Annotated in this window: 26 protein-coding genes; 14 read left to right on the forward strand and 12 right to left on the reverse strand. The window is 70.7% G+C overall.

Annotated features, from left to right (window positions below; all coding sequences use genetic code 11):
• From OG746_RS21335 to OG746_RS21365, 7 genes are read right to left on the reverse strand one after another with little or no spacing between them, the layout of a single operon-like run.
• The gene (locus OG746_RS21335; protein WP_266716826.1) at positions 1-507 is read right to left on the reverse strand and encodes a DoxX family protein; all 507 of its coding nucleotides are present in this window, start codon (positions 505-507) and stop codon (positions 1-3) included.
• Positions 504-1,451, reverse strand: a complete 948-nt coding sequence (locus OG746_RS21340) for an alpha/beta fold hydrolase (RefSeq protein ID WP_266716828.1) — start codon at positions 1,449-1,451, stop codon at positions 504-506. Before OG746_RS21340 ends, OG746_RS21335 begins: the two co-directional genes overlap by 4 nt.
• 2 nt (positions 1,452-1,453) lie before the next feature.
• Positions 1,454-3,118, reverse strand: a complete 1,665-nt coding sequence (locus OG746_RS21345; RefSeq protein ID WP_266716830.1) for a thiolase C-terminal domain-containing protein — start codon at positions 3,116-3,118, stop codon at positions 1,454-1,456.
• A 34-nt stretch (positions 3,119-3,152) separates the two neighbouring features.
• Positions 3,153-4,529 (reverse strand): cytochrome P450, encoded by a 1,377-nt coding sequence (locus tag OG746_RS21350; protein ID WP_266716832.1) that lies wholly within the window; start codon positions 4,527-4,529, stop codon positions 3,153-3,155.
• 31 nt (positions 4,530-4,560) lie between these two features.
• The gene (locus OG746_RS21355; protein ID WP_266716834.1) at positions 4,561-4,782 is read right to left on the reverse strand and encodes a ferredoxin; all 222 of its coding nucleotides are present in this window, start codon (positions 4,780-4,782) and stop codon (positions 4,561-4,563) included.
• Between the two features lie 35 nt (positions 4,783-4,817).
• Positions 4,818-5,678 (reverse strand): mycofactocin-coupled SDR family oxidoreductase, encoded by an 861-nt coding sequence (locus tag OG746_RS21360; RefSeq protein ID WP_266716836.1) that lies wholly within the window; start codon positions 5,676-5,678, stop codon positions 4,818-4,820.
• A 19-nt stretch (positions 5,679-5,697) separates the two neighbouring features.
• Positions 5,698-6,675, reverse strand: coding sequence for an NAD(P)-dependent oxidoreductase (locus OG746_RS21365; protein WP_323179642.1), 978 nt, complete (start codon positions 6,673-6,675; stop codon positions 5,698-5,700).
• Between the two features lie 45 nt (positions 6,676-6,720).
• On the opposite strand from OG746_RS21365, the gene OG746_RS21370 reads away from it, so the two are divergent.
• From OG746_RS21370 to OG746_RS21400, 7 genes are all read left to right on the forward strand, one after another.
• Positions 6,721-7,107 (forward strand): carboxymuconolactone decarboxylase family protein, encoded by a 387-nt coding sequence (locus OG746_RS21370; protein ID WP_266716840.1) that lies wholly within the window; start codon positions 6,721-6,723, stop codon positions 7,105-7,107.
• A 2-nt stretch (positions 7,108-7,109) separates the two neighbouring features.
• Positions 7,110-7,979 carry an NAD(P)-dependent oxidoreductase gene (locus OG746_RS21375; RefSeq protein ID WP_266716842.1) on the forward strand — a complete coding sequence of 290 codons (870 nt, stop codon included), beginning with the start codon at positions 7,110-7,112 and terminating at the stop codon, positions 7,977-7,979.
• The gene (locus tag OG746_RS21380; RefSeq protein WP_266716844.1) at positions 7,976-8,581 is read left to right on the forward strand and encodes a carboxymuconolactone decarboxylase family protein; all 606 of its coding nucleotides are present in this window, start codon (positions 7,976-7,978) and stop codon (positions 8,579-8,581) included. The genes OG746_RS21375 and OG746_RS21380 overlap by 4 nt, the downstream gene beginning before the upstream one ends.
• A gap of 6 nt (positions 8,582-8,587) precedes the next feature.
• Entirely contained in the window at positions 8,588-9,250 is a 663-nt protein-coding gene (locus OG746_RS21385; protein ID WP_266716846.1) for a TetR/AcrR family transcriptional regulator, read from the forward strand.
• A gap of 84 nt (positions 9,251-9,334) precedes the next feature.
• Complete coding sequence (locus OG746_RS21390; protein ID WP_266716848.1) at positions 9,335-10,639, forward strand: cytochrome P450; 1,305 nt, start codon at positions 9,335-9,337, stop codon at positions 10,637-10,639.
• Positions 10,636-10,824, forward strand: a complete 189-nt coding sequence (locus OG746_RS21395; RefSeq protein WP_266716850.1) for a ferredoxin — start codon at positions 10,636-10,638, stop codon at positions 10,822-10,824. The genes OG746_RS21390 and OG746_RS21395 overlap by 4 nt, the downstream gene beginning before the upstream one ends.
• An 11-nt stretch (positions 10,825-10,835) precedes the next feature.
• Positions 10,836-11,117, forward strand: a complete 282-nt coding sequence (locus OG746_RS21400) for a hypothetical protein (RefSeq protein WP_266716852.1) — start codon at positions 10,836-10,838, stop codon at positions 11,115-11,117.
• 77 nt (positions 11,118-11,194) lie between these two features.
• Here OG746_RS21400 and OG746_RS21405 read toward each other — a convergent pair whose 3' ends face one another.
• Together OG746_RS21405 and OG746_RS21410 are read right to left on the reverse strand one after the other, a co-directional pair.
• Positions 11,195-12,214 carry a ferredoxin--NADP reductase gene (locus tag OG746_RS21405; protein ID WP_266716854.1) on the reverse strand — a complete coding sequence of 340 codons (1,020 nt, stop codon included), beginning with the start codon at positions 12,212-12,214 and terminating at the stop codon, positions 11,195-11,197.
• Positions 12,215-12,274: 60 nt separating this feature from the next.
• A complete protein-coding gene (locus tag OG746_RS21410; protein ID WP_266716856.1) occupies positions 12,275-13,039 on the reverse strand; it encodes an SDR family oxidoreductase in 765 nt (254 codons plus the stop codon).
• Positions 13,040-13,109: 70 nt separating this feature from the next.
• Between OG746_RS21410 and OG746_RS21415 the strand changes: the two genes are divergently transcribed.
• The 7 genes from OG746_RS21415 (at position 13,110) to OG746_RS21445 (ending at position 20,731) form a co-directional block, all read left to right on the forward strand.
• Positions 13,110-14,609: a class I adenylate-forming enzyme family protein gene (locus OG746_RS21415; RefSeq protein ID WP_266716858.1), complete on the forward strand. Its 1,500-nt coding sequence runs from the start codon at positions 13,110-13,112 to the stop codon at positions 14,607-14,609.
• Positions 14,602-15,747: a thiolase family protein gene (locus tag OG746_RS21420; protein WP_266716859.1), complete on the forward strand. Its 1,146-nt coding sequence runs from the start codon at positions 14,602-14,604 to the stop codon at positions 15,745-15,747. The genes OG746_RS21415 and OG746_RS21420 overlap by 8 nt, the downstream gene beginning before the upstream one ends.
• Before the next feature lie 60 nt (positions 15,748-15,807).
• Entirely contained in the window at positions 15,808-16,128 is a 321-nt protein-coding gene (locus tag OG746_RS21425) for a hypothetical protein (protein WP_266716860.1), read from the forward strand.
• A gap of 13 nt (positions 16,129-16,141) precedes the next feature.
• Positions 16,142-17,437: an amidohydrolase family protein gene (locus OG746_RS21430; protein ID WP_266716861.1), complete on the forward strand. Its 1,296-nt coding sequence runs from the start codon at positions 16,142-16,144 to the stop codon at positions 17,435-17,437.
• A gap of 81 nt (positions 17,438-17,518) precedes the next feature.
• Positions 17,519-18,292: an SDR family NAD(P)-dependent oxidoreductase gene (locus tag OG746_RS21435; protein ID WP_266716862.1), complete on the forward strand. Its 774-nt coding sequence runs from the start codon at positions 17,519-17,521 to the stop codon at positions 18,290-18,292.
• Between the two features lie 25 nt (positions 18,293-18,317).
• On the forward strand, positions 18,318-19,910 hold the full coding sequence (locus OG746_RS21440; RefSeq protein WP_266716864.1) for an acyl-CoA synthetase: 1,593 nt from the start codon (positions 18,318-18,320) through the stop codon (positions 19,908-19,910).
• A complete protein-coding gene (locus OG746_RS21445) occupies positions 19,910-20,731 on the forward strand; it encodes an SDR family NAD(P)-dependent oxidoreductase (protein WP_266716866.1) in 822 nt (273 codons plus the stop codon). The genes OG746_RS21440 and OG746_RS21445 overlap by 1 nt, the downstream gene beginning before the upstream one ends.
• An 8-nt stretch (positions 20,732-20,739) precedes the next feature.
• Here OG746_RS21445 and OG746_RS21450 read toward each other — a convergent pair whose 3' ends face one another.
• The 3 genes from OG746_RS21450 to OG746_RS21460 all read right to left on the reverse strand — a co-directional run bounded on the left by OG746_RS21450 (position 20,740) and on the right by OG746_RS21460 (position 24,164).
• Positions 20,740-21,504 carry an SDR family NAD(P)-dependent oxidoreductase gene (locus tag OG746_RS21450; protein WP_266716868.1) on the reverse strand — a complete coding sequence of 255 codons (765 nt, stop codon included), beginning with the start codon at positions 21,502-21,504 and terminating at the stop codon, positions 20,740-20,742.
• Complete coding sequence (locus tag OG746_RS21455; RefSeq protein ID WP_266716869.1) at positions 21,501-22,337, reverse strand: TauD/TfdA dioxygenase family protein; 837 nt, start codon at positions 22,335-22,337, stop codon at positions 21,501-21,503. Before OG746_RS21455 ends, OG746_RS21450 begins: the two co-directional genes overlap by 4 nt.
• A 63-nt stretch (positions 22,338-22,400) precedes the next feature.
• Positions 22,401-24,164 (reverse strand): aldehyde dehydrogenase family protein, encoded by a 1,764-nt coding sequence (locus OG746_RS21460; RefSeq protein ID WP_266716871.1) that lies wholly within the window; start codon positions 24,162-24,164, stop codon positions 22,401-22,403.
• Between the last annotated feature and the right edge of the window lie 20 nt (positions 24,165-24,184).

Raw genomic sequence — 24,184 nt, forward strand, 5'->3', positions numbered from 1 at the left:
TCAGGCCTTCCCGGAGCGTGCGGGCCGCCAGAACGTGGCGAGGAGCCCGGCCGTCGCCACCACCCCGACCCCGAGCGCCACACCACCGCCCGCCCAGCCGGACACCTCGATGTCGAATGCCGAGTCGAGGGACCAGGGGCCCGCGCCGAGCACCGCGAGCGCCAGGCACCCGACCCCCAATACGAGCACGTACTCGTAGCCGTCCTTCATGACGAAGAAACCGTTGGCGCGATGCGCGAGAAGGCCCGCGACGAGCATCACGGAGATGACAGCGGCGCAGGCCAGCGGCGTCAGGAAACCGGCGGCGAGCAGTACACCCGCGCCGATCTCCGTCACCACGCTCAGCCACGCCTGCAGCCGCCCCTTGCGCAGCCCCAGGCCCTCGAACCAGCCCGCGGTGCCAGCGATGCGCCCGCCGCCGCGCCAGTGGTTGAGCCCGTGCACGGCCATCGTCGCGCCGATCACCAGGCGCAGCAGCAGCACGGCGAACGCCTCGGCCCCACTCATGCCGCCTCCCCTCTGTCCACGGTGTGGGTCCTGTTCCGTTCGCTCTGCACCACGCACTCCTCCACGAACGCCAGGAGCCGCAGGTGATAGCTGCGGGCGGCCAGTCCCAGGCTCAGGTTGTGGCCGCAGCCGGCCTGTTCGTTGGCGCGGACGCGGGGCGCGGCGGTGAAGAGTCCGGTGATCTCGGTGAGCGCTGCGGACCCCGACTCCCACACCCGCTCGTGGTCGCCGAGGCTGAACTGCACCGGGATGCGCACCTCGGCCGCGAGCCGGGCGAAGTCGCGCTCCACCCACACCCGCGCCGGGCTCTCGTAGGCGGGGGAGTCCGAGGCGATGTACCGGGTGTTCCACACGTCGTCGGCGTACAGCTCGGCCGGGCCCCACAGGGTTTCGCGGGTGCCGGCGGGGCGGCGGCCGACGCGCTGACGTGTCACTCCGGCGGCCTCCAGGGCGCGGATGGTGTCCGGCTGGTGGCGCAGGCCGGTGCCCGCTATCTCCAGGCCGAGCAGTCGGCGCCCCCGCTCGTCCGCCGCCATCCGCATCGCGATCTCGCAGCCCGCCGAGTGCGCGGCCACGAACACGGCCGGGCGGCCCGGGAGTTGGTCGAGGAAGCGTTCGAGCGCCGCGTACGTCGTCTCGAGGCGGCTGAGCGGGTCGCGGTAGCGGTCGGCGTAGGCCGCGGAGATGCCGTAGCCGGGGCGGTCCATGGCGACGACCGCGTAGCCGAGCTGTGCGCCCGTGCGCAGCAGGGAGAGTTCCGGCCGTCCAGGGCAGTCGAAGTACAGCGAGGTCGTGCCGCCGCCGTGCAGCGCGAGGATCACCGCGCGGGGCTCGGAGGCCGAGCACACGCGCGCGGAGAGCGGGAAGTCGTCCACCCGCACCGTCTTGGTGTGCACACTCGGCGAATGCACCGCGTCGCAGGCCGCCTGAAGACGGTCGGGCACCGTCATCCGTCCGCCCGCAGCAGCATGACACCGCTCGGCGTGAGGCCGCCGGTGCTGACCACGGCGGTGCGGGCCCCGGCGATCTGCCGGGCGCCACCCTCGCCGCGCAACTGCGTGATCGCCTCGCGGACGAGGCCCATGCCGTGAGTGCGGCCGTGCGAGAGCTGGCCGCCGTGCGGATTGACGGGCAGCACCCCGTCGCGGGCGATGTTCTTGCCGCCGTCCAGGAAGTCCTTGGCCTCCCCGATGCCGCAGAAGCCCAACGCCTCAAGCCACGAGAGGCAGTTGACGGTGAAGCCGTCGTAGAGCAGCGCCACGTCGACGTCGTCGGGCCGTAGATCGGTACGCGTCCACAGATGAGCGGCCTGCCCGAGCACCTGGGGTTCGTGAGTCGATGTCGTCTGGTCCCATTCCAGGCGCTCGACGAGCTGCGTGCCGACCGCCTCGACGAGTACGGGCGGCTTCGGCAGCCCACGGGCGACGTCGACCGCCGACACCACCACCGCGATCGACCCGTCGCACGGCACATCACAGTCGTAGAGGCCGAAGGGGCTGGTGATGGGGCGGGCCGACAGGTAGTCGTCCATGGTGAGCGGCTCGCGGTAGATCGCCTCGGGGTTGAGCGCGGCGTTCGCGCGCTGGTTGAGGGCGATCCAGCCGAGCGTCTCGCGCGTGGTGCCGTACTCGTGGAAGTGGCGCTGCGCGTTCTGCGCGAGGTGGATCGCGGCGGAGTGAGCGCCGAACGGCGTGACCCACTGCGCGCCGTCCGCGACCCGGTCCTGACGTGGCATCGGCCGCAGCCCCTCGCGCACCTGCTGGGTGTGCGTGGTCTCCCAGACGGTACGGAAGCACAGCACGTGCCGGGCCAAACCGCCCGCGACCGCCAGCATCGCGGCGATCACCGAGCCGGTCGGGCCGAACGTTTCCATCCCGCCGTTGTGCCAGGTCGGCCGGATGCCGAGTGCGCTCTCCACGGCGGTGACGCCGCCCTCCCCGAAACCGGCCGAGATGCCCGAGCCCGGATACGTGGCGAGGCCGTCGATGTCGTCGAGGGCGAGCCCCGCGTCGGCGACGGCCCGCTCGCACGCCTCGACGGTCAGCGCGAGCGGCGGCACGCCGAGGCGCCGGCCGATCCTGGAGGCCCCGGTGCCGGTCAGCGCTGCCCGGTGCTCGAAGCGGTCGGTGCTCACCGGCGGCCGGACCAGGGCCCTGATCCGCTCGGGATCCGGGTCGTCCGGTGGCAGGGCCGGCAGCGGGTCCGGCTGTTCGGCGCACGGCCGGAACAGCGGCAGCCACACGTCCTCGACCTGCTCGAAGGCCACCTCCAGGCGCATCCCGAGCCGCAGCTCGGACGGCTCGCAGCCGACGACGTTGGTGGTGAGCCGGACCCGCGGATCCTCGTCGACCGCCACCCGAGCCACCACGAACGGCGGCTCAAGACCGGGCGCGGGGAAGCGTTCGTTGACCGTGAAGGAGACGAGGGTGGCGGTGCCCGCGACCTCGGCGACGGTCAGCTCGTGACCGCGGCAGCGGCGGCAGACCGGCAGCGGCGGATGGTTCAGCGCGGAGCAGTCCGCGCACCGCTGGAAGCGGAGCCGGCCGTCCGCGCCGGACGTCCAGAAGAACGCGGTGTCATCGGTGAGCAGAGGCAAGGAACGCCGTGCCACGGGATCTCCTCGAAGTAGCGCTACGAGCCACTGGTCAGCGGATGTCCGCTCGTTCGCCGCGCGCCGTCACCGGAGCGGCCAGGCCCTGCTCGTCGCAGGCCTTCTGGAGCTTGTCCAGGGTCTCGTCGAGCCCGGGGCCGAGCCGCTTGCCCGGCGTGAACGTGGCGGGCAGGTGACGCATGCCATTGATGATCCCGACGGAGTCGTAGTGCACGGTCCCCTCCGCAGCACACACGTAGTCCGGCATCCGGTCCAGGACATGGCTGAGCATCCGCTTGAACACCACACGCGCGACGTTCGAGCCGATGCAGCGGTGGATGCCGAGGCCGAACGCCTGGTGCCGGTTGCCCTTGCGCTCCAGGTCGACGTGGTTCGGGTCGGGGAAGACCGACGGGTCACGGTTGGCCATCGCCCACGACAGCCACACCCGGTCGCCCTCCTTGAACTCCTGGCCCGCCAGCGCGCAGTCCTCGGCGACGGTACGTCCGTCGCCCACGGCCGGCGTGAAGTAGCGCAGGAATTCCTCCGTGGCCGGGTCGAGCAGTTTCGCCCGCTCGCGGCTGAGCCGCTCCCGCTCCTCGGGGTGTTGCGAGAGCCACTCCAGGGAACGCCCGGTGAGCGCCGTCGTCGTGTCGAACCCGCCGCCGATCAGCAGTGCGAGCACCCCGAGGAGGTCCATGTCGGAGGGCTTGGTGTCACCGACATCCGCGTTGACCACGGCGTCCACCAAGCCGGGCCGGGGCGTGGCACGGATCGTGTTCATGTGCTCGGCGATGTCCGTCATCATGGCGATGTGCAGCTCGCGGACCCGCTCCCGGTCGGGGGAGTTCGGCGGGGTGTAGACACCGGCATGGGCGGGCTCGTTGTACAGCTGCCACTTCTTCAGCGGAATGCCCATCATGGCCAGCGTGAACACCGCGGGCACCGGATTGGCGAGGTCCTCCACGAAGTCGATCTCGCCGGACTCGATACGCTCGTCGAGGCAGGCCCTGATCAGCTCGTCCAGGAACGGGATCCACCGCTGCACCGCCGCCGGTGACAGATACGGGTTGAGGGCCTGCCGGTAGTGGCGCTGCTCCGGCGGGTCCATCTCCAGGAATCCGCCGCGAAAGCCCTGGCCCTGTGCCGGGGCGGGGATGGTGATGCCCTGGTATCCGCGGCGTTCGTTGTTGACGTCGTGGTCGTTGGAGAGCTTGTCCGCGGACCGGGCGATGTCGAACACCGCTTGGTGGCTCGAGGCGACGAAGTGCCCGCCGTGGGTGTCCGTCCACGCCACCGGACAGCGGCCCTGCATCTCCTCGGTGATCTCGACGAACCGCTCCCGGTACTCGGGGGCGTGGCGGTCGAAGTGGTACCGGACGTCCTTGCGTGCCTCGTCGTCCGGCATGCCGTTCTGTTCCTGCGTGGTCACGTGGTGCCTCCTCCCGGTGCGGGCCGGCGCGTCAGCCCGCGGACGCGCCGGACTCGCCGGTCTCGGTGATGGTGATGGCCCGTTCCGGGCAGGAGCGCATCGCCTCGGCCGCCGCCTCCGTCTCGCCGGCCGGCACGTCCTCGCTCATCGGTGACGAGTGTCCGTCGATCTCGTCGAGCTGGAACACCTTCGGCGCGATCATGGCGCAGAGAGTGTGGCCCTGGCAGCGGTCCTGATCGACAGTGACCTTCATGAACAGTCCCTTCCCTACCAAAGTTTGACGCCCCGTCAGCGTTGCCAGTCGTACCACTTGAGGTAGCCGCCGGCGTCCACACGCAGCTGCGTACCCGTGATGTAGCGGGCCTCGTCCGAGGCGAGGAAGAGGACCGCATTGCTGATGTCGACCGGCTCCACGTACGGGATGGGCATCGCCTGCTGCACGGCGAAGGCCGGCTCGGCGTCCTGCCGGGTGGGGTGCTCCAGGTCCGGGCGGAACGAGCGGTACATGGGCTCGCTCTGGAGCATCTGCGTGTTGCAGTTCGTGGGATGCACGACGTTGGCGCGCTGCTTCAACGGGGCGAGATTACGGGCGAGTTCGTGCATGTACTCGGCGAGGGCCCGCTTGGCGTACGCGTAGCCTGCGCCGCCCGGGTTGGAGCCCGGGTTGTCCACGATGCCGTGCTGCATGAGGGCGGCCGTCGAGGCGGTGGCGATCACGGAGGCGCCCTCGCGCAGGTGCGGCAGGGCGGCCTGGATGACGTTGATACTGCCGATCAGGTCGACGTCGACCGCGTCCGACCACGCCTGGAGCGCTGGAGTGCCTTGCAGTGGAGCGATCCCGGCCTGTGCCACGACGATGTCGACCCCGCCGAACTCGGCCACCGTACTGTCCACGGCGTCCCGCATCGCCTCGATGCTGCGTACGTCGGCTTGGACGGGAAGCACCTTGCGGCCCACCTTCTCCACCAGGCGGGCGGTCTCCTTCAGGTCCTCCGGCGTCGCCATCGGATAGTTGACCGTCTCGTAGTCGCGACACAGGTCGATCGCGACGATGTCGGCGCCCTCCTCCGCGAGCCGCACCGCGTGACTGCGGCCCTGTCCGCGCGCCGCGCCGGTGATGATCGCGACCTTGCCCTCGACTCGCCCCATGCCGCTTCCCCTCTTCCCGTTACGCGTTGGTGTGGAGCCCTGCCTGGTCCAGCGCCGCGAGCGCCGGCTCCAGAGCGCCGAGGCGTGCGCCGATCCCGTCCACGGTCTGCCGGACCACGGCCGCGTCCTTGGCCACGAACTCCCGTACATCACTGATGAATCGCTCCGCCGCTCCCCGCGACGCCGCCCCGGAGAGGGCTCGGCTCGCGGCGCTGCCGTGACCGAGCGCGTCCAGCAGTACCGCCTCGTGGACACCGAGCTCCCGGCCGAGCCGCGCCGCCTCCGCGACCAGGCCCAACTGCGCCGTGAACAGGGCGTTGTTGATGAGTTTGACGCTCTGGCCCGCGCCCACCGGGCCGACCGGGAGGACCGGATTCGCGTACGTCGCGAGCACCGGGCGCAGTCGCTCCACGGTGGCCTCGTCGCCGCCCGCGAAGACGGTGAGCCGGCCGGTCGCGATGTCGTGCGGGCCGCCGCTGACCGGCGCGTCGAGGACGGTGATGCCCCGCGCGGCGATCTCGCGGACCGTGTGCGGGCTCGTGGTGGTGTGGATGATGAGCGCGGCGTTCCGGGGCAGGGTGTCGAGCAGCCCGCTGCCGAGGCATACCTCCCGCACCTGCTGGTCGGTGAACACGCAGACAATGAACGCGTCCACGCCCTCGGCCGCGTCCTCGACACGTTCGACGGCTTTGGCCCCCTCCGCGGTCAGTGTCGCCCGGCGCTCGGGGGTGCGGCCCACGGTGCACACCTTGTGCCCGCCCGCCACCAGACGGCGCACCATGGGCAGCCCCATGCGTCCCGCGCCGGCGAACCCGATCCGACGCACAGGTGGGTCGGGCTGTCCGGATGATCCGCGCGTCACAAGAACACCCCTTCCGTTTCGCGAGAACTGTAATCTCACCCACGAGGCTTCGGAAGGTGTCGGCTGCGACTTTCTGGCCGCCTGGTCCGGGCGTGCGTCCTGTTGCCCGGCGATCGGGAGAACCATATTCTCCATTGGGGATAATCAAACATGCGTCAACTCTCCGTACCAGGAGGCACCGTGGCCCACTCCGAGCCGCCGAGGGACGCCCGCGCCGTGCGCAGGGCCGTGCTCGGTGACGCCTACGTCGACGCCGCCGTCCGCGACACCCGGCCCGCCGTGGCCGAGTTCCAGGACTACATCACCGAGACGGCGTGGGGCGTGTGGGCACGCGGCGGCGCCCTCAGTGCCCGCGACCGCAGCCTGCTCGTGCTCGCCATGACCGCCGCGCTCGGGCGCATGGAGGAGTTCCGCACCCACGCCATCGCCGCCCCGCGCGCGGGCGTCACCCAGCAGGAGATCGACGAACTTCCCTTCCAGATCGCCGCCTACTGCGGTGTCCCGGCCGGGAACGCGGCCCTTCGCTGCCTCACCGAGGTCGCGGCCCTGCCCAAGGGCGAGGGCTGACGATGGCGACGATCGGGTTCGTCGGACTCGGCAACATGGGCGGCGCGCTCGCCGCCAACCTCGTACAGCGCGGTCACGAGGTTCTCGCCCATGACGCCGCGGGTCCGGGGCGCACCCCGGCCGGCGCGGTGGCGTGCAAGGACGTCACCGAAGTCGCCCGTGGTGCACGGATCGTGGTGTTCTCGTTGCCCGACGGGCACGTCAGCGAGAAGGTCGCGCGCGAGCTCACGGACACGACCGGGCGCGGCACCGCGTACGTGGTGGACACCTCGACCGTCGGGGTGAGCGCCGCACGGCGCGTCGCGGGCCTGCTCGCGGAGCACGGCATCGGGCATGCCGATGCCCCCGTCTCCGGTGGTGTCTCAGGCGCCCGCGCCCGCACGCTCACCATCATGTATGCCGCCTCAGACGCCGTCTGCGCCGAGATCGAGCCGGTGCTCGCCGACCTGAGCGACAGGCGCCGCAGGGTGGGGGAACGGCCGGGCCTGGCGCAGGCGGCGAAGCTGGCCAACAACTTCCTGTCCGCCACCGCCCTCGCCGCCACCAGCGAGGCACTCGCCTTCGGCCGCACCGCCGGTCTCGATCCGGCGGTGCTGATGGACGTACTGAACGCCTCCAGCGGACGCAGCGGCGCCACCGAGGACAAGTTCCCCCGCCACGTCCTCACCGGCGGCTACGACTCGGGGTTCGCCAACTCCCTGATGGCCAAGGATGTGCAGCTGTATCTGGGCGCCGTGGGTGAGCAGGGCGGGCCCGACGAGGTCGGCGCGCTCATCGGCGCCCTGTGGAGCCGGTTCGCCGAGGCGGAGCCGGGCGTCGACTTCACCCGCGTGTATCCGTATCTCGAGGCCGCCAGGAGGAGTGACGCATGACCACCACACCCGAGGCAGGGCCTAGCGGCCCCCGCATCACGCCGCTGCCGGTGCGGCAGTGGCCGCCGCAGATGCACGAGGCGCTGGCCGCCCTCACCCCGCCGACGCCCCGGCACCCGGTCCCGGAGAAGGGGGCCGACCGGCCCAAGGGGCTCAACGCCCTGGGTGTGCTGGCCCGTTACCCCGAGCTGACCCGCGCCTTCAACGTCTTCAACGGTCACCTGCTCTTCGCCACCACCCTCACGATCCGTCAGCGCGAATTGCTGATCCTGCGCATCAGCGCGCTGCGCGACGCCACATACGAATGGAAGCAGCACACGTGGATCGCCCGGCACGAGGCCGACATGACGGACGACGAGATCGAGCGGGTGAGCGCGGGGCCCGATGCCGCCGGCTGGAGCGACGAGGAGCGGTCCCTGCTGCGGGCCGTGGACGAGCTGATCGGCGACGCGCGGATCGCCGACGCCACTTGGCGCAGGCTCGCGGAGGCCCTCGACGAGCGCCAACTGATGGACGTGGTGTTCAGTGTCGGCGCCTATGACACCATCGCCATGGCGTTCAGGACCTTCGGCGTGGTACTCGATGACGACCTCAAGGCGTGACGCCTCATGGCGAGTTGGCGCGAACAGGCAGTCGCCCGCACGGTGGACCCGGTGCGAGCCCGCGCCGAGCAGCGCGTGCAGGGCTTTCTCGACGCCGCGCTCGAACTGCTCGCGGGTGAGTCGGGCAAGGACTTCACGGTCCAGGAGGTCGTCCGGCAGTCGGGGCAGTCGCTGCGCAGCTTCTACCAGAACTTCGGGGGCAAGCACGAGCTGCTGCTCGCGCTCCTCGAGGAGTCGGTATTCAAGACCGCGACCCGGCTGCGCGAGGCGATGGCCACGGAGCCGGACGCGCTCAGCAGACTGCGCCGCTTCACCCTCGAATACCACCGGCTGTGCAGGCCGCCGACGCAGCCGCGCTCCTCACGCAGCGTCGAAATCCTCGGCATGGCCGAGTTCGCCCAGCAGTTGCTCACCGACGACCCCAAGGAGGCTGCGCGCGCCTTCGCGCCGATCTTCGCGCTGCTGGAGGAGATCCTCGACGATGCGGCGGCCGAGGGCTCGATCCGCCCCGGCCTGGACCGGCACGCAGGAGCGGGAGCGATGTTGCAGGCCATCATGTTCAACTCCTTCGCCCTGACGCTCAGCGGGGCGCCGGTGCGCGGCCGTGGTGGGGACGCCGAGGCGCTGTGGGACCTGCTCGTCCACGGGGTGGCGGCCGAGCATCCATGACGGAAACGTGCTTCTCGCAAATCGAGATGGTTGATATCGTGCGAGCGGCACGCCAGGCACGCCGCACCTGAAAGGGGCGCTCACGTGAAGGACTTGAAGGCGGTCGACTTCTTCCGGGACGAGGAGGTGGTCGCCGATCCGTATCCGTACTTCGAGGCCTTGCGGCGGCAGTGCCCCGTGCAACGAGAGAAGCACCACGACGTCGTCTTGATCACAGGCTATGACGAGGCCGTGCAGGTCTACAACGACACGGAGCGGTTCTCCGCGTGCGTCTCCGTGACCGGTCCGTTCCCCGGTTTCCCGGTGCCGCTGGAGGGTGACGACGTCTCGGAGCTGATCGAGCGGCACCGCGACGAGCTGCCCATGAGTGATCAACTGCCCACGCTGGACCCGCCGGTGCACACCGACCACCGTGCGCTGCTGATGCGGCTGATCACGCCCAAGCGCCTCAAGGAGAACGAAGAGGCGATGTGGCGGTTGGCCGATGGCATGATCGAGGACTTTCTCGCCCCGGGCGAGGGTGAGTTCATCGGCGGGTTCGCCGGCCCCTTCACCCTGCTCGTCATCGCCGATCTGCTCGGCGTTCCCGAGGGAGACCGGGCGGAGTTCGCCGACGAGTTGCAGGGGCGCCCGCGCGGCCGCGGCGCCATCGGCAGCACGGAGAGCGAGGAACTCGGCCATTCGCCTCTGGAGTTCCTCTACGGCCGCTTCACCCGCTACATCGAGGAACGCCGCCGCGAGCCGCGGTCCGACGTGCTCACAGGCCTGGCCACGGCTACCTTCCCCGACGGAACGTTGCCCGAGGTCGAGGCGGCGGTCCGGGTCGCGGCCAATCTGTTCGCCGCGGGACAGGAGACCACCGTACGACTGCTCAGCACCGCTCTGAAGATCCTCGGCGAGGACAAGGAGCTTCAGCGAAGACTGCGTACGGAACGGCAGTTGATCGCCCCGTTCGTCGAGGAGTGTCTGCGGATCGAGTCCCCGGTCAAGGGCGACTTCCGGCTCTCCAAGTGCCCGGTCGACCTCGGCGGCGTCGAACTGCCCGCCGGGACCACCGTGATGGTGCTCAACGGGGCGGCCAACCGGGACCCCGAGTGGTTCGAGAACCCCGACACCTTCGATGTCGAACGCCCCGGTGTCCGCCGCCACCTGGCCTTCGGGCGCGGCCCGCACACTTGCCCCGGCGCGCCTCTGGCCCGTGCGGAGGCACGGGTGGCCATCGAGCGGCTCCTTGACCGCACCGAGGACATCCGGATCTCCCAGGAGCACCACGGCCCCGCGGACGCCCGTCGCTACCACTACGTGCCGACATACATCCTGCGCGGACTCACCCGGCTCCACCTGGAGTTCACGCCGGTGGGCGAGAAGCGAGAGGAGACCGGCGAGTGAAGGCGAGCGTCGACGACGACCGCTGCCGGGGTCACGGCATCTGCTGCTCCACCTGCCCCGAGGTCTTCGACCTGAGCGACGACGGATACGCGGTGGTGCTCGCCGAGGAGATCCCGGCCGAGCACGAGAACGACGTACGGGTCGCTGCCCGGGCCTGCCCGGAGCGCGCCATCACGGTCCACTGAGGGGATGCGCTGTGACGATCAATGTGGCTTCCGCGTTCGCGGGTGACGCCCCGGCTCCGTCCTGCGGCCGGCTGCGCGAGCTCGACGAGGAGATCATCGAACTGCTGCGCCGCCGAAGGGCGATGGTGCGGGAACTGCCTCCGCCGGCCGGCCCGCGCGGCATCGACCCGTCCTTCACAGGTGCCGTACGCGACACCATCGCGCGCTACAGCGACCAGCTCGGCAGCGGAAGTGAACTCGTCGCCCGCGCGATCCTCGTCCTGTGCGATCCGGGCGACCGGGACCGCGCCTGACCGCGCTGCTGGTCCTCGTACACACTGAGGCGCCGCCCCTCCTCCTGTCGGGCAGGGGCGGCGCCTCAGTGCTGGGGTCACTCGTATTCGACGACCACGGACGGCGAGTCCTCGTCCGGCACCGCCTGGCAGGTCAGTACGTACCCCTCGGAGACCTCGTCGTCCATGAGGGCGTCATTGGCGCGCATCGTCGCCGTGCCCTCGCGCAGGATCGCCATGCAGGTAGCGCAGTTGCCGGCCTCGCAGGAGAACGGCGGGGCGAAGCCGGCACGGCGGGCGCTCTGGAGCAGGGTCTCACCGGGGCGTTTGCCGATGGTCTGCCGCTTCCCCCGCATGACGACGGTCACCGTGCCCGGCTCCTTGAGCGTGGGCGGCGCGGGTGCGGGAGCCGTGGGTGGCGATGGTGCCTGCCCGCCCCCGAACCGCTCGCTGAACACCCGGCCCGACCCCGCCAGGGCCGACTCCACGAGCTCCATGAAGGGCTCGGGCCCGCACACATACGCGTCGGCACCGGAATCGCCGCCGACGAACTCCTTGATGTCGGCCGCCGTCAAGTACCCGCGTACGTCGTCGAGATGACGCACCACGTCGAGCCGCCCGGGGTGCCGCGCCGCCAGTGCGTGCAGCGCGTCGCGGAAGATGGCCTGGCCCCGGTCCCGGTCCGCGCACAGCAACCGGACGCGGCGATCGGTTCCCGCGAGTGCGCTCTTGGCGAGGGAGAGGACCGGTGTGATGCCGCTGCCGCCGCAGAAGCCGAGCAGCGGGGTGTCGGCGGGACGCAGGGTGAACTTGCCTCGCGCCGCCGTCAGTTCGAGCTCGTCGCCCTCACGGACGTGATCGTGCAACCAGTTCGACGCGGCGCCGCCCGGCACCCGCTTCACGGTCGTGGTGATCTCGTCGTCGAAACCGGGGGCACTGGAGAACGAGTAGGCGCGCGGCGCGGGACGTCCGTCGACCGCGATCCTGAAGATGCAGTACTGCCCTGCCTCGTACGGCAGCGGCCCATCGAGCGGCGCGAGCGTGAACGTACGGGCGTCGGCGGTTTCCTGGACGATCCGTGTCACGCTCGCGCGCCGGAACGGCGGGGGGCTCGGCATGGGCCTCCTTCTGACATCTGTCCGCTGGCTTCCGCTGCGGGAACCGGTGTGCGCGTTCGGCTACTTCGGCGGGAAGCGCAGCGCGCCGTCCAGGCGGACGACCTCGCCGTTCAGGTAGTCGTTCTCACACAGGTGCTGGACCAGTGCCGCGTACTCCTCGCTGCGTCCCATGCGCTTCGGGAACGGCACCTGCGGCCCCCAGTAGGCTTCCAGCTGATCGCCGGCCTTCCCGTACGCGGGCGTGTTGACGGTGCCCGGCGCGACGGTGGTGACCCGGATGCCCAACGGGGACAGGTCGCGGGCCGCGACCAGCGTCATGCTCGCGACGCCGCCCTTGGCCGCCGCGTAGGGGAGCTGACCGATCTGACCCTCGTACGCGGCGATGGACGCGGTCGTGACGATGACGCCGCGCCCGCCCTCCTCCAGCGGCTCCTGCCGGGCGAGCGCTGCCGCGCCCAGGCGCAGCACGTTGAAGACGGAGGTCAGGTAGAAGTCGATGGTGGTCCGGAACCCGTCCAGGGGGAGCGGACTGCCGTCCTTGCCGACCAGACGCCCACCGGACGCGGGGCCGCCGTGCACGTCGACGACGATGCGGAGGGGGCCTGCGGCCTCGGCCTCCGTGAGTGCCGCGGTCACGCTCTCCTCGTCGGTGGCGTCGGTGCGGACGTAGCGGATGCCCAGCTCGTCCTCGAGGGCTTTGCCCTTCTCGTCGTTGACGTCCGCGGCGACGACCCGCGCGCCCGCCGCGTGCAGCCGGCGCACGGTGGCCTCGCCCAGTCCGCCCGTACCGCCCACCACGATCGCGGAGCAACCGGTGATCTGCATGTGCGCAACCTCCCACCTATTGAAAGTCCCGCTCTACTGAAGCGAGAATAGCACTCTCATGAACATTGTGATGACTCTCGAAATGGCCGCGACGGCGGGGGAGCGGCCCGCGGTCGGTCTCGGTGAACGCTCCCTGTCCGCAGCCAAGTTGCTGCTTCTGGCGCGCCGCGCCGCCGTCCGGTTCCGTGGGGCGCCCGCTGTGCTGTATCGCGCGCCCAACCATCTCGCCTATCCCGTCGCGCTGTTCGGCTGCGCTCTCGCGGGCGTGCCGTTCGTGCCCCTCAACTACCGCCTCGGCGAGGATCAGTTGACCGAGATCGAAGGACGGCACCCCGATGCCGTCCGGATCGGCCCTGACGAGCTGGAGGGCCTGCTCGACGACGCCGGTGACCCGCCGGCCGACGACGTGCAGGCGCCCTGGGACCAGGACGCGGTGGCCGTGATCCTGTACACCAGCGGTACCACCGCCGCCCCGAAGGCCGCCCTGCTGCGCCACCGGCACCTGCTGGCCTACGTGTTGAACACGCTGGAGTTCAACTCCGCGGCCGAGGGGGATGCGGCGCTCGTCGCCGTCCCGCCGTACCACATCGCGGGCCTGACGAACCTGATGTCCAACCTCTACACAGGGCGTCGCGTGGTGTACCTGCCGGCGTTCACCGCCGACGACTGGCTCGCCACGGTGCGCCGCGAGAAGGTCACCCACGCGATGCTCGTGCCGACGATGCTCGCCCGGATCGTCGAGGAGATCCCCGAAGACGCGGCGGCCGACGTGCCCACGCTGCGCAGCCTCGCCTACGGTGGCGCCCGCGCCCCGCGGAGCGTCGTCGAGAAGGCGCTGCGGACCTTCCCCGACACGGCCTTCGTCAACGCCTACGGACTGACCGAGACGTCCTCCTCGATCGCGGTGCTCGGCCCCGAGGACCACCGTGCCGCGCTCGCCGCGAGCGAACCGGCCGACCGCGACCGGCTCACCTCGGTCGGCCGCCCACTGCCCGGCGTGGAGATCGAACTCCGCACGGCGGGCGGCGAGTTGACCCCGCCCGGCAGCGTCGGTCTCGTGCACGTGCGAGGCGAGCAGATATCCGGCGAGTACCGCGGGCGCAGCGTCCTCGACGCGGACGGCTGGTTCCCCACCGGCGACCTGGGGCGGCTCGACGCCGACGGCTATCTCTACGTCGAGGGCCGGGCCGACGACACCATCATCCGCGGCGGCGAGAACATCGCCCCGGCCGAGATCGAGGACGTCCTGCTCACCCACCCCGGTGTCCGCGAGGCGGTCGTCATCGGGGTGCCGGACGAGGAGTGGGGGCAGCGGATCGTCGCCGTCCTCGTGGGGTCCGGTGAGAACGTCGAGCCGGAGGAGGTCCGGCGGTGGGCGAAGAGCAGGCTGCGCACCTCCAGGACCCCCGACACCGTCGTCTTCCGCTCCGACCTGCCGCGCACGGGAACCGGAAAGCTGCTGCGCCGCACGCTGATCGCCGAGATCACCGAAGCCGTCGACCCTGCGCATGCCGCCGAAGCCGCCGAGCCGGACCACCCGCTGGACAACCCGGAGAAGTCCCATGCCTGAAGCCGTGATCGTCTCGGCCCTGCGCACCCCCGTGGGCACCGCCCGCAAAGGCACGCTGCGCGACACCGACGCCTACACCCTCGCCGACGGTATCGTCCGCGCGAGCGCCGACCGCCTCGCCGAACTCGGCGTCGAACCCGACCGTATCGACGACATCATGCTGGCCGAGGGCCTCTACGGCGGCGGTGTCATCGCCCGGCACGCCGCACTGACCGCCGGGCTGCCCACTGTGCCCGGCCTCGCCCACAACCGGCACTGTGCCGCGTCCCTCGCAGCCGTGCAGTCGGCCGCGGCATCAATCCGCTCCGGCATGGACGAGGTGGTTCTCGCGGGGGGCGTCAACTCGGCGTCCACCTCGCCGCGCCTGCGCCTCGGCGACGAACCATGGGTGCCACCCACCCACCCCGACCGCCCCGATGCGCCCAACCTGGACATGTCGATCACCGTCGGCTGGAACGCGGCCGTCGCCGCGAACATCTCCCGCCAGGACATGGACGCCTGGGCGCTGCGCTCGCACCAAGGCGCGATCCGCGCCATCGACGAGGGCCGCTTCAAGGACGAGATCGTGCCCGTCGAGACCCCGTACGGCCTCTTCGACACCGATGAACACCCGCGCCGCGACACGTCGTTGGAGAAGCTGGCCGGACTCAAGCCCCTGCACCCCGAGATCGAGGGCTTCAGTATCACCGCGGGCAACGCGGCCGGCGGCAACGACGCCGCGGCGGCCCTCGCCCTCGTCAGTGACCGGCTCGGGCTGCCCGCGCTCGCCACGGTGAAGGCGTGGGCCTCGGTCGGTGTCGACCCGGCCGACACCGGGCTCGCCCCGGTGCAGGCCATCCCGAAGGCGCTGGCACGCGCGGGGCTGAGCACCGATGACGTCGACCTGTACGAGATCAATGAGGCGTTCGCGTCGATGTGCGTGGCCGTCGTGCGCCGCCTCGACCTCGACCCCGACAGGGTCAACGTCAACGGCAGCGGCTGCTCGCTCGGCCACCCCGTCGCCGCGACGGGCGGCCGGATGCTGGTCACCCTCGTCCACGAACTGCGCCGCAGGGGCGGCGGCATCGGCGTCGCCGCCATGTGCGCGGGCGGGGGGATGGGCTCCGCCGTGGTCGTGGAGGTCGGTTCGGAATCTTGATTACCGGTGAAAGAGAAGCTAGTTTCCGCAGCGATGGGAACCGGCAGTGAGGAGCCGTCGATGACGTCAGCCGTCCGGGAACTGCGCCCCGGTCTCCAACTGGTCAGCGCCGCGAGCGGAGTGCGAGTGATCGTCATTCGCGCCCCTGCGGGCCACGCCCCCGTACTCACATGCGGCGGGGAGCCTCTGGTCCCGGCCGACGCCGCGCCACCTGCCCCCGACGCGTCCGGTGGCGAGCCGGACACCCTCATCGGCAAGCGTTACGTGGACCCGCAGGACACCCTCGAACTCCTCTGCACCGCCTCCGGGTCGGGCGCGCTGGCCTGCGACGGCGCCCCCATGACTGTCAAGGCGGCCAAGGCGCTGCCCGCGTCCGACTGAAAGGCATTCGGTCATGCACCAGGACGACCTCATACTCATCAGCGTCGACGACCACATCATCGAACCGCCCGACATGTTCGTGAACCACCTCCCTGCCAAGTACCGGGACGACGCGCCGCGCCTGGAACACCGCGAGGACGGCACCGACGTGTGGCGGTTCCGCGACTCCGTCCTGCCCAACGTCGCGCTCAACGCGGTGGCCGGCCGCCCCAAGGAGGAGTACGGCCTCGAACCCCAGGGCCTCGACGAGATCCGGCCCGGCTGCTACGACGTGCACGAACGCGTCAAGGACATGGACGCGGGCGGCGTCCTCGCCCAGATGAACTTCCCCTCATTCCCCGGCTTCGCCGCCCGCCTCTTCCAGACGGAGAACAGCGACCTGTCGTACGCGCTCGTGCGCGCCTACAACGACTGGCACATCGACGAGTGGTGCGGCGCCCACCCCGGCCGTTTCATCCCGATGGCGCTGCCCGCGATCTGGGACGTCGACGCCTGCGTCAAGGAGGTGCGGCGGGTCGCCGAGAAGGGCTGCCACTCGCTCACGTTCACCGAGAACCCGGGCGCCATGGGCTTCCCCAGCTTCCACGACCCGTACTGGAACCCGCTGTGGCAGGCGCTGAGCGACACCGACACCGTGATGAACCTGCACATCGGCTCCTCCGGCCGGCTCGCGGTGCCGTCCGCGGACGGGCCACCGGACACGATGATCACGCTACAGCCCATGAACCTCGTACAGGCCGCCGCCGACCTCATCTGGTCCCGCCCGCTCAAGGAGTACCCGGACCTGAAGATCGCGCTGTCCGAGGGCGGCACCGGCTGGGTCCCGTACTTCCTGGAGCGCATCGACCGCACCTTCGAGATGCACGCCACGTGGACGCTCCAGGACTTCGGCGGGAAGCTGCCCAGCGAGGTGTTCCGCGAGCACTTCCTCACCTGCTTCATCAGCGACCCCATCGGCGTGAAGCTGCGCCACGAGATCGGCATCGACAACATCTGCTGGGAGGCGGACTACCCGCACAGCGACTCGATGTGGCCGAACGCCCCTGAGGAACTGCACGGCGTGCTCGCCAAGCACGAGGTCCCGGACGAGGACACGAACAAGATGACGTACCAGAACGCCATGCGCTGGTACTCCTTCGACCCCTTCACGCACATCAAGAAGGAGGAGGCCACGGTCGGCGCCCTGCGCCGACGTGCGGCGGGCCACGACGTGTCCATCCAGGCGCGCAGCAAGCGCGTCGTCGAGCCCTCCCAGAAGCTGGAGTCGTTCCGGGCCCGCGCCCGGGCGGCCACGGCGGCCGCGAAGTGAACTGACGAGGTGTCCGCGGTGCGCCCGGCAGTGACCGGGCGCACCTGCTGGCGTACCCAACCGACTCGCGTAGGGAGAGCCATGTCTTCGGCCCGAACCCCCTTCGACCTCACCGGCCGTTCCGCCCTGGTCACGGGCGCGGGCGCGCCCGGCGGCATCGGCGCCGCCGTCGCCCGGGCTCTGGCCGGGGCCGGCGCTGCCGTCGTGGTCACCGACGTGAACGGCGACGCCGCCGAGAACACGGCCGCCGCCATCCGCACCGACGGCGGCAAGGCCGACAGCGCCGCCCTCGATGTTCGCGACCGCGCCGCCGCCGACGCCGCCGTCGCGCAGGCCGCCGCGCTCACCGACGGCACCCTGCACATCCTCGTCAACAACGCCGGCGTCACCGCGCCCGCGATGTTCCCCAAGCTGACCGAGGACAGCGTCCGCGGCATGCTCGACATCCACGTCCTCGGCACCTTCAGCTGCGCGCAGGCCGCCCTCGCCCACCTCCCCGAGGACGGCACGGGCCGCATCATCAACGTCACGTCCTCCGCCGGCATCACCGGCACCCTCGGCCAGGTCAACTACTCAGCCGCCAAGGCCGGAATCATCGGCCTCACCAAATCCCTGGCCCGAGAGCTGGCCCGCAAGAACATCCTGGTCAACGCCGTCGCCCCGCTCGCCGCGACACCGATGACCGAGACGATCCGCACGAACGAGAAGTTCGCCCCCGGCATGCTCGCCCGCATCCCGCTCGCCCGCTGGGCCCAACCCGACGAGGTGGCACCGGCGTTCGTGTTTCTCGCCTCCGACGCCGCGTCCTTCGTCACCGGACAGGTCCTGCCGGTCGACGGTGGCCTCGTCATCTGACACACCATCTGCTGAGGGAAGGGTCATGGAGCCGCTCACCCCGCGCGCCCACGCACACCGCACACCCGACGCACCAGCCGTCATCATGTCCGCGGGTCCGGCGGAAGACATGTCCGGCGACCCCGTGGGCGACACTTGCCTCACCTTCGCCGAACTCGACGACAGGTCCGCCCGGCTAGCCACCGCCCTACGCGCCAAAGGGCTGAAGCCCGGCGACGGCATCGCCCTGCTGATGGAGAACCATCCGGCCTTCTTCGTCGCCGCCTGGGCCGCCCAGCGTTCGGGCCTGCGCTACACCGCCCTCAACAGCCACCTCCACCCGGCCGAGGCCCAGTACATCCTCGACGACTGCGGCGCACGCGCGCTCATCGCCTCCGAGCGGATGACCGAGGTGGTCGCGGGCCTCGACCTGACCCGGATCCCCATACGGCTGTGCGCGGTCGGCAAGCTGAAGGGCTGGGCCCCGCTCGACGAAGCGATCGCCGCGTACGGACCGCTGCCGGAGCCCGAGGAGTCCGAGGGCCGCGAGATGCTCTACTCGTCCGGGACCACCGGACGGCCCAAGGGCGTGCGCAAGGAACTCTCCCACGCCCCGTTCGGCGACCCCGCCGCCGCGCCCGCGCTCATCGCCCGCGGCATCGCGGCCAACGGCGGTGGCCTGCGCCCCGGCGACGTGTTCCTCAGCCCCGCCCCGCTCTACCACTCGGCGCCGCTCGTCTACTCGATGTCCATGCAGCGCCTCGGCGTCCCGGTCGTCCTGATGGACGGCTTCGAGCCGCGTCAATGCCTGCGACTGATCGCACAACACCGCGTCACCCAGGCCCAGTTCGTACCGACGATGTTCGTCCGCATGCTGCGCCTGACGCGCGCGGAACGCGAACGCCACGACGTGTCGAGCCTGCGCGTCGTGGTGCACACCGGCGCGCCCTGCCCGGTGCCCGTCAAGCGACAGATGATCGACTGGTGGGGGCCGATCGTCCACGAGTACTACGCGGGCACCGAGGACATCGGCAACACAGCCATCACCGCCGAGGAGTGGCTCGCCCACCCCGGTTCCGTCGGTAAACCGGCCACCGCGTGCCACATCGTCGACGACATGACCGGCGCGGAACTGCCGCCGGGCCACGAGGGCGTCGTCTACTTCGAGGGCGGGCGCCTCTTCGCGTACCACAACGACCCGGAGAAGACGGCATCGGTCACGAACGCACACGGCTGGCGCACCCTCGGCGACATCGGCCGCCTCGACGAGGACGGCTACCTCTACCTCACCGACCGCCGCGCCCACATGATCATCTCCGGGGGTGTGAACGTCTATCCGCAGGAGGCCGAGAACGTCCTGGCCGGGCACCCGGCGGTGGCCGACGTCGCGGTCATCGGCGTACCGGATCCGGAGATGGGGGAGGCGGTCAAGGCCGTCGTGCAGCCGGCCGAAGGGGCGTCAGAGGGCGCCGAGTTGGCGGCCGGCCTGATCGCGTACTGCCGGGCGGAGCTGGCCGCGTACAAGTGCCCGCGCACCGTGGACTTCACCGACGAGCTGCCCCGCGACCCCAACGGCAAGCTCTACAAACGGCGCCTGCGCGAACGCTACTGGCAGGGCCACGACTCGAGGGTGATCTGATGGCGGACGACTGGTTCGGCGGCCGTGCGGAACTGGCCGGGACCGTCGCCGTGATCACAGGAGGCGCCGGCGGCCTCGGCAGCGCGATCGTGCACGACCTGGCCGCCAACGGTGTCCGCACGGCAGTCATCGACCGTGACGAAGACGCCGCCCAGGCCTTGCGGGACGCGGGTCACGACGCCCTCGTCCATACCGGAGACGTACGCGAAGAGGCCGCGCTGCAGGGCCTGTTCGAGGCCGTCGACGAGCGGTGGGGCCGCCTCGACATCCTCGTCAACGTCGTCGGCGGCACCTTTCGCGCCCCCTTCACCGAGACCCGCCCGCGCGGCTGGGACGCCCTGATCCGCACCAACCTCACCCACGTCCTGCACGCCTGCTCACTCGCCGTCCCGCGGATCCGGGCGGGCGGCCGGGGCGGCAGCATCATCAACGTGTCGACGATCGAGGCCCACCGCGCCGCGCCCGGCTTCGCCGTGTACGCGGCGGCGAAGGCGGCAGTGGAACAGTTCGCCCGTACCCTCGCGGTCGAGCTCGCGCCCGACGGCATCCGCGTCAACAACGTCGCCCCGGACTACGTGCCCACCCCGAGCCTCGCGGCCCTGGGCCATGGCGGGCCCACCCCGGAGGGAATCTCCGTGGCCATCCCGATGGCACGCGCGGGCCGCCCCGAGGACGTGTCCGGCTGCGTCGTCTTCTTGGCCTCCGCCCTCTCGTCGTACGTCACGGGCACGACGCTGCATCCGGACGGCGGCACCTACGCCTCCTCCGGCTGGTTCAACTGGCCGGGGACGGGCTGGTCGAACCACGTCCCCGGCGCCTGACCTCAACCTCAGGTGTTGCGGCCGCCGTTGACCCCGATGACCTGGCCGGTGACGTAACCGGCCTCCTCCGACACCAGGAACGAGCACGCCGCCGCGATGTCCTCGGGCCGCCCCGCCCGCCGCACCGGTGTCACCTTCGCGATGTCCTCCACCGAGTGGCCGAGCAGCCCCCGCTGCTCCGAGCCGCGCAGCATCGGGGTGTCCACGAAGCCCGGCGGGACGGTGTTCACGGTGATGCCCTTCGGCCCGAACTCCAGGGCCAGCGACTTGGTCAGGCCGATGAGCCCGGCCTTCGACGCCACGTAGTGCGTCATGTACTGCTGGCCCGAATGCGCACTGGACGACGAGATGTTGACGATGCGGCCCCACCCCGCCTCGATCATGTGGGGGATCGCCGCCTGGCAAAGGTAGAACGGCCCGCTGAGGTTCACGGACATGATCGTGTCCCAGGCCTCGTCCGTGATGTTCAGGAACTCCTTGAAGCCCGTCTTCCCCGCGTTGTTGACGAGCACGAGCACGGGCCCGTACGCGCCGCGGACCTGCTCGACCGCCGCGTCCACCTGCGCCCGGTCCGACACGTCGACGCCGCCTACGGCCATCGCCTCGTTCCCGGCGGCCCGCGCCTCCTCGGCCACCGTCTCGGCGGCGTCCTTGTTGAGGTCCAGGACGGCGGTCGCGAACCCGTCCGCCGCCATCCGTAGCGCGATGGCCCGCCCGATGCCGGACCCTCCGCCGGTGACCAGTGCCGTACGCCGCTGTTCCGTGCCGCTCATGCGATCGCCTCCTCGCCCGCCAATGACGTGCGGTGCATCAGCCGCGACGAGGACTGCTCGTACGGCAGCGCCCGGTGCAGCATTCCGGTGTTGTCCCAGATCACCAGGTCTCCCTGGTGCCACTGGTGACGCAGCGTGAACCGCCGCTGCGCCGTCCAGTTCAGGAGGCGGTCGAGGAGTGCCCTTCCCTCCTCCTGCGACCTCCCGACGATCTCGCCCGCGGTCGTGCCGATGAGCAGCGACCTACGGCCGTCCTCGTGCGTCCACACCAGCGGGTGCTCGCGGGCCGGATTGCGGTCCCAGGCCGCTCGCTCCTTCGGCGTCGGATTCGGGGTGACGTGCAGCTGCGAGGCGGCGAAGCTGTGCACGACCCGGACGCCGTCCAGCTCGGTCCGCTCCGCCGCGGTCAGGGCCTCGTACGCGGCGTAGGTGTTGGCGAACTCGGTGTCGCCGCCGCCACCTCCGTCCACCCGACGGGCCGTCAACAACGTCGCCTTGTCCGGTACTTCACTGGTCGTGCCGTCGATGTGCCAGTAGAACGTGGCCTCGCGGTACGCGGCGAGTCGACTCTTCGACGGGTCGCGGGTGATCGCCTGCACCTCGGGGTGTTCGGGCACGCCGCCGTTCGGCAGTGGCACGGCCCGGCCGAGGAGCCGGCTGAAGGCGACCAGGTCGGCATCGCTCAGGTCGGCATCGCGGTAGACGACGACACCACGCCGGTCGAGCGCCTCGCGGCACTCCTCGGCGACCGCCTTGTCCACCAGACGGTGCTCCGACAGACCGGTGATCTGCACTCCGGTCGTCGGGGTCAGCTCCGTGACGCTGATACTCATCGAACCCCTCTCGGTTCTCGGGTCCTGGGTCGCGACGGGTCGCAGGCCCCGGACCGCACCGGCTCAGCCCACGGCCTCGCCGAAGGTCTTGCTTTCCATGAACTCCTCCAGGCCGGCCACGCCCTTCTCCCGGCCGATCCCGGACTGCTTGTAGCCGCCGAACGGGGTGTCGGAGAAGAAGTAGTTGCCGCCGTTGATGCTGAACGTGCCGGTGCGGATGCGCCGCGCCACCGCGAGCGCCCGCTCCCGGTCGGCGCTCTGCACGGCGCCGGACAGGCCGTAGATGGAGTTGTTCGCGATGCGTACCGCGTCGTCATCGTCGTCGTACGGGATCACCGCGAGGACGGGGCCGAACACCTCCTCCTGGGCGATCTCACTGTCCGGGTCGACGTTGGCCAGCAGCGTCGGCGCGTAGAAGTACCCGGGATCGATCCGCCTGCCGCCGGTCACCAGCGTGGCGCCGTCGGCGACGGCCCGGCGCACCATGCCGTCGACCTTGTCGCGCTGCCGCTCGCTGATGAGCGGACCCATGTACGTCTTGGGGTCGTTCGGGTCGCCGACCCGCACCCGTTCCATGCGCCTGGCCACCTGCTCGACGATCGCGTCGTGGTGGCGGCGCGGCACCAGCATCCGCGAGGTGATCGCGCAGGCCTGCCCGGAGTGCAGACAGATCATGTACGCCGCGTACGTGGCGGCACCCTTGAAGTCGGCGTCGTCGAGGACCACCAGCGCGGACTTGCCGCCCAGTTCGAGGAAGACCCGCTTGACCGTGTCGCTGGCCGCCGCCATGATCCGCCGCCCGGTCGGGCTCGCTCCGGTGAACGTCACCAGGTCCACATCGGGGTGCGTGGTGAGTACCTCACCGACCGAGGACCGGGACGAGGAAAGGATGTTGACGACCCCCGGCGGAATGTCGGTGTGCTCGGCGATGAGCTCGCCGAGGGCCAGGGTCACCAAGGGCGTGTCGGGCGCACCCTTGAGCACGATCGTGCAGCCGGCCGCGAGTGCGGGGGCCAGCTTGGCCAGGGCCAACTGGTTGGGGTAGTTGTACGGGACGATCGCGGCGGCGACCCCGCCGGCCTCCCACTCCACCCAGCGGTGGTGTTGTTGCCCCTGGTACTCGACCACTCCCATGTCCTCGACGAACGAGTGGGTCTTGACGAGGTCCGCGTAGTACCGCACCAGCTCGATCGGCTCGTCCAGTTGCGCGGCGTACGTGAGCATGCGCGGCGACCCGGCGTCCTGGATCGTCAACTCCCGCAATTCCTCGCGGTGTTCCACGAGCGCGGAGTGCAGCTGGTCGAGGCAGCGGTGACGCAGCTCGGGGTCGGTGGCCCAGTCGGTGGTGTCGAAGGCGCGACGGGCGGCGGTGACGGCCTGCCGAGCCTGCTCGTCGGTGGCATCAGGGGCGTGGCCGAGCAGTTCGCCGGTGGCCGGGTTGAAGGAGGCGAACATGGTCTCCGCGCCCGTGAGTTCTCCGTCGATGAGCTGACGTCGCGAGGCCGACGGGTGGTCCGGGTACTCCGTGGCAACCTTCAGGATCCGCATGCGGGGAGTGGGCTCCATGCTCATCACATCCGACATGTGCAGCCGTCCGTCGGCCGCCGCCGCCGTCACGTTCTTCACCGCCTGCTGCGGGTCGCCCTCGATCTCGTAGTGGGTGATGTATGGCCCTCCGGGATCCCGTGGTGTGTAGCGCACGGCGGACACGAAGCCGTCGAGCGCCACCACCTCGGGTAGATGGACCTCGTCGTACCAGCGGTTGAAAGCCTCCGCGACCTTCTCGCTCGCGGGCCGGGACTCTACGTGCAGGACGTACTTGGCCATGGCGGCTCCTTCGCGGGAAC

The organism is Streptomyces sp. NBC_01016 (genome assembly GCF_026341035.1).
Classification (GTDB): domain Bacteria; phylum Actinomycetota; class Actinomycetes; order Streptomycetales; family Streptomycetaceae; genus Streptomyces.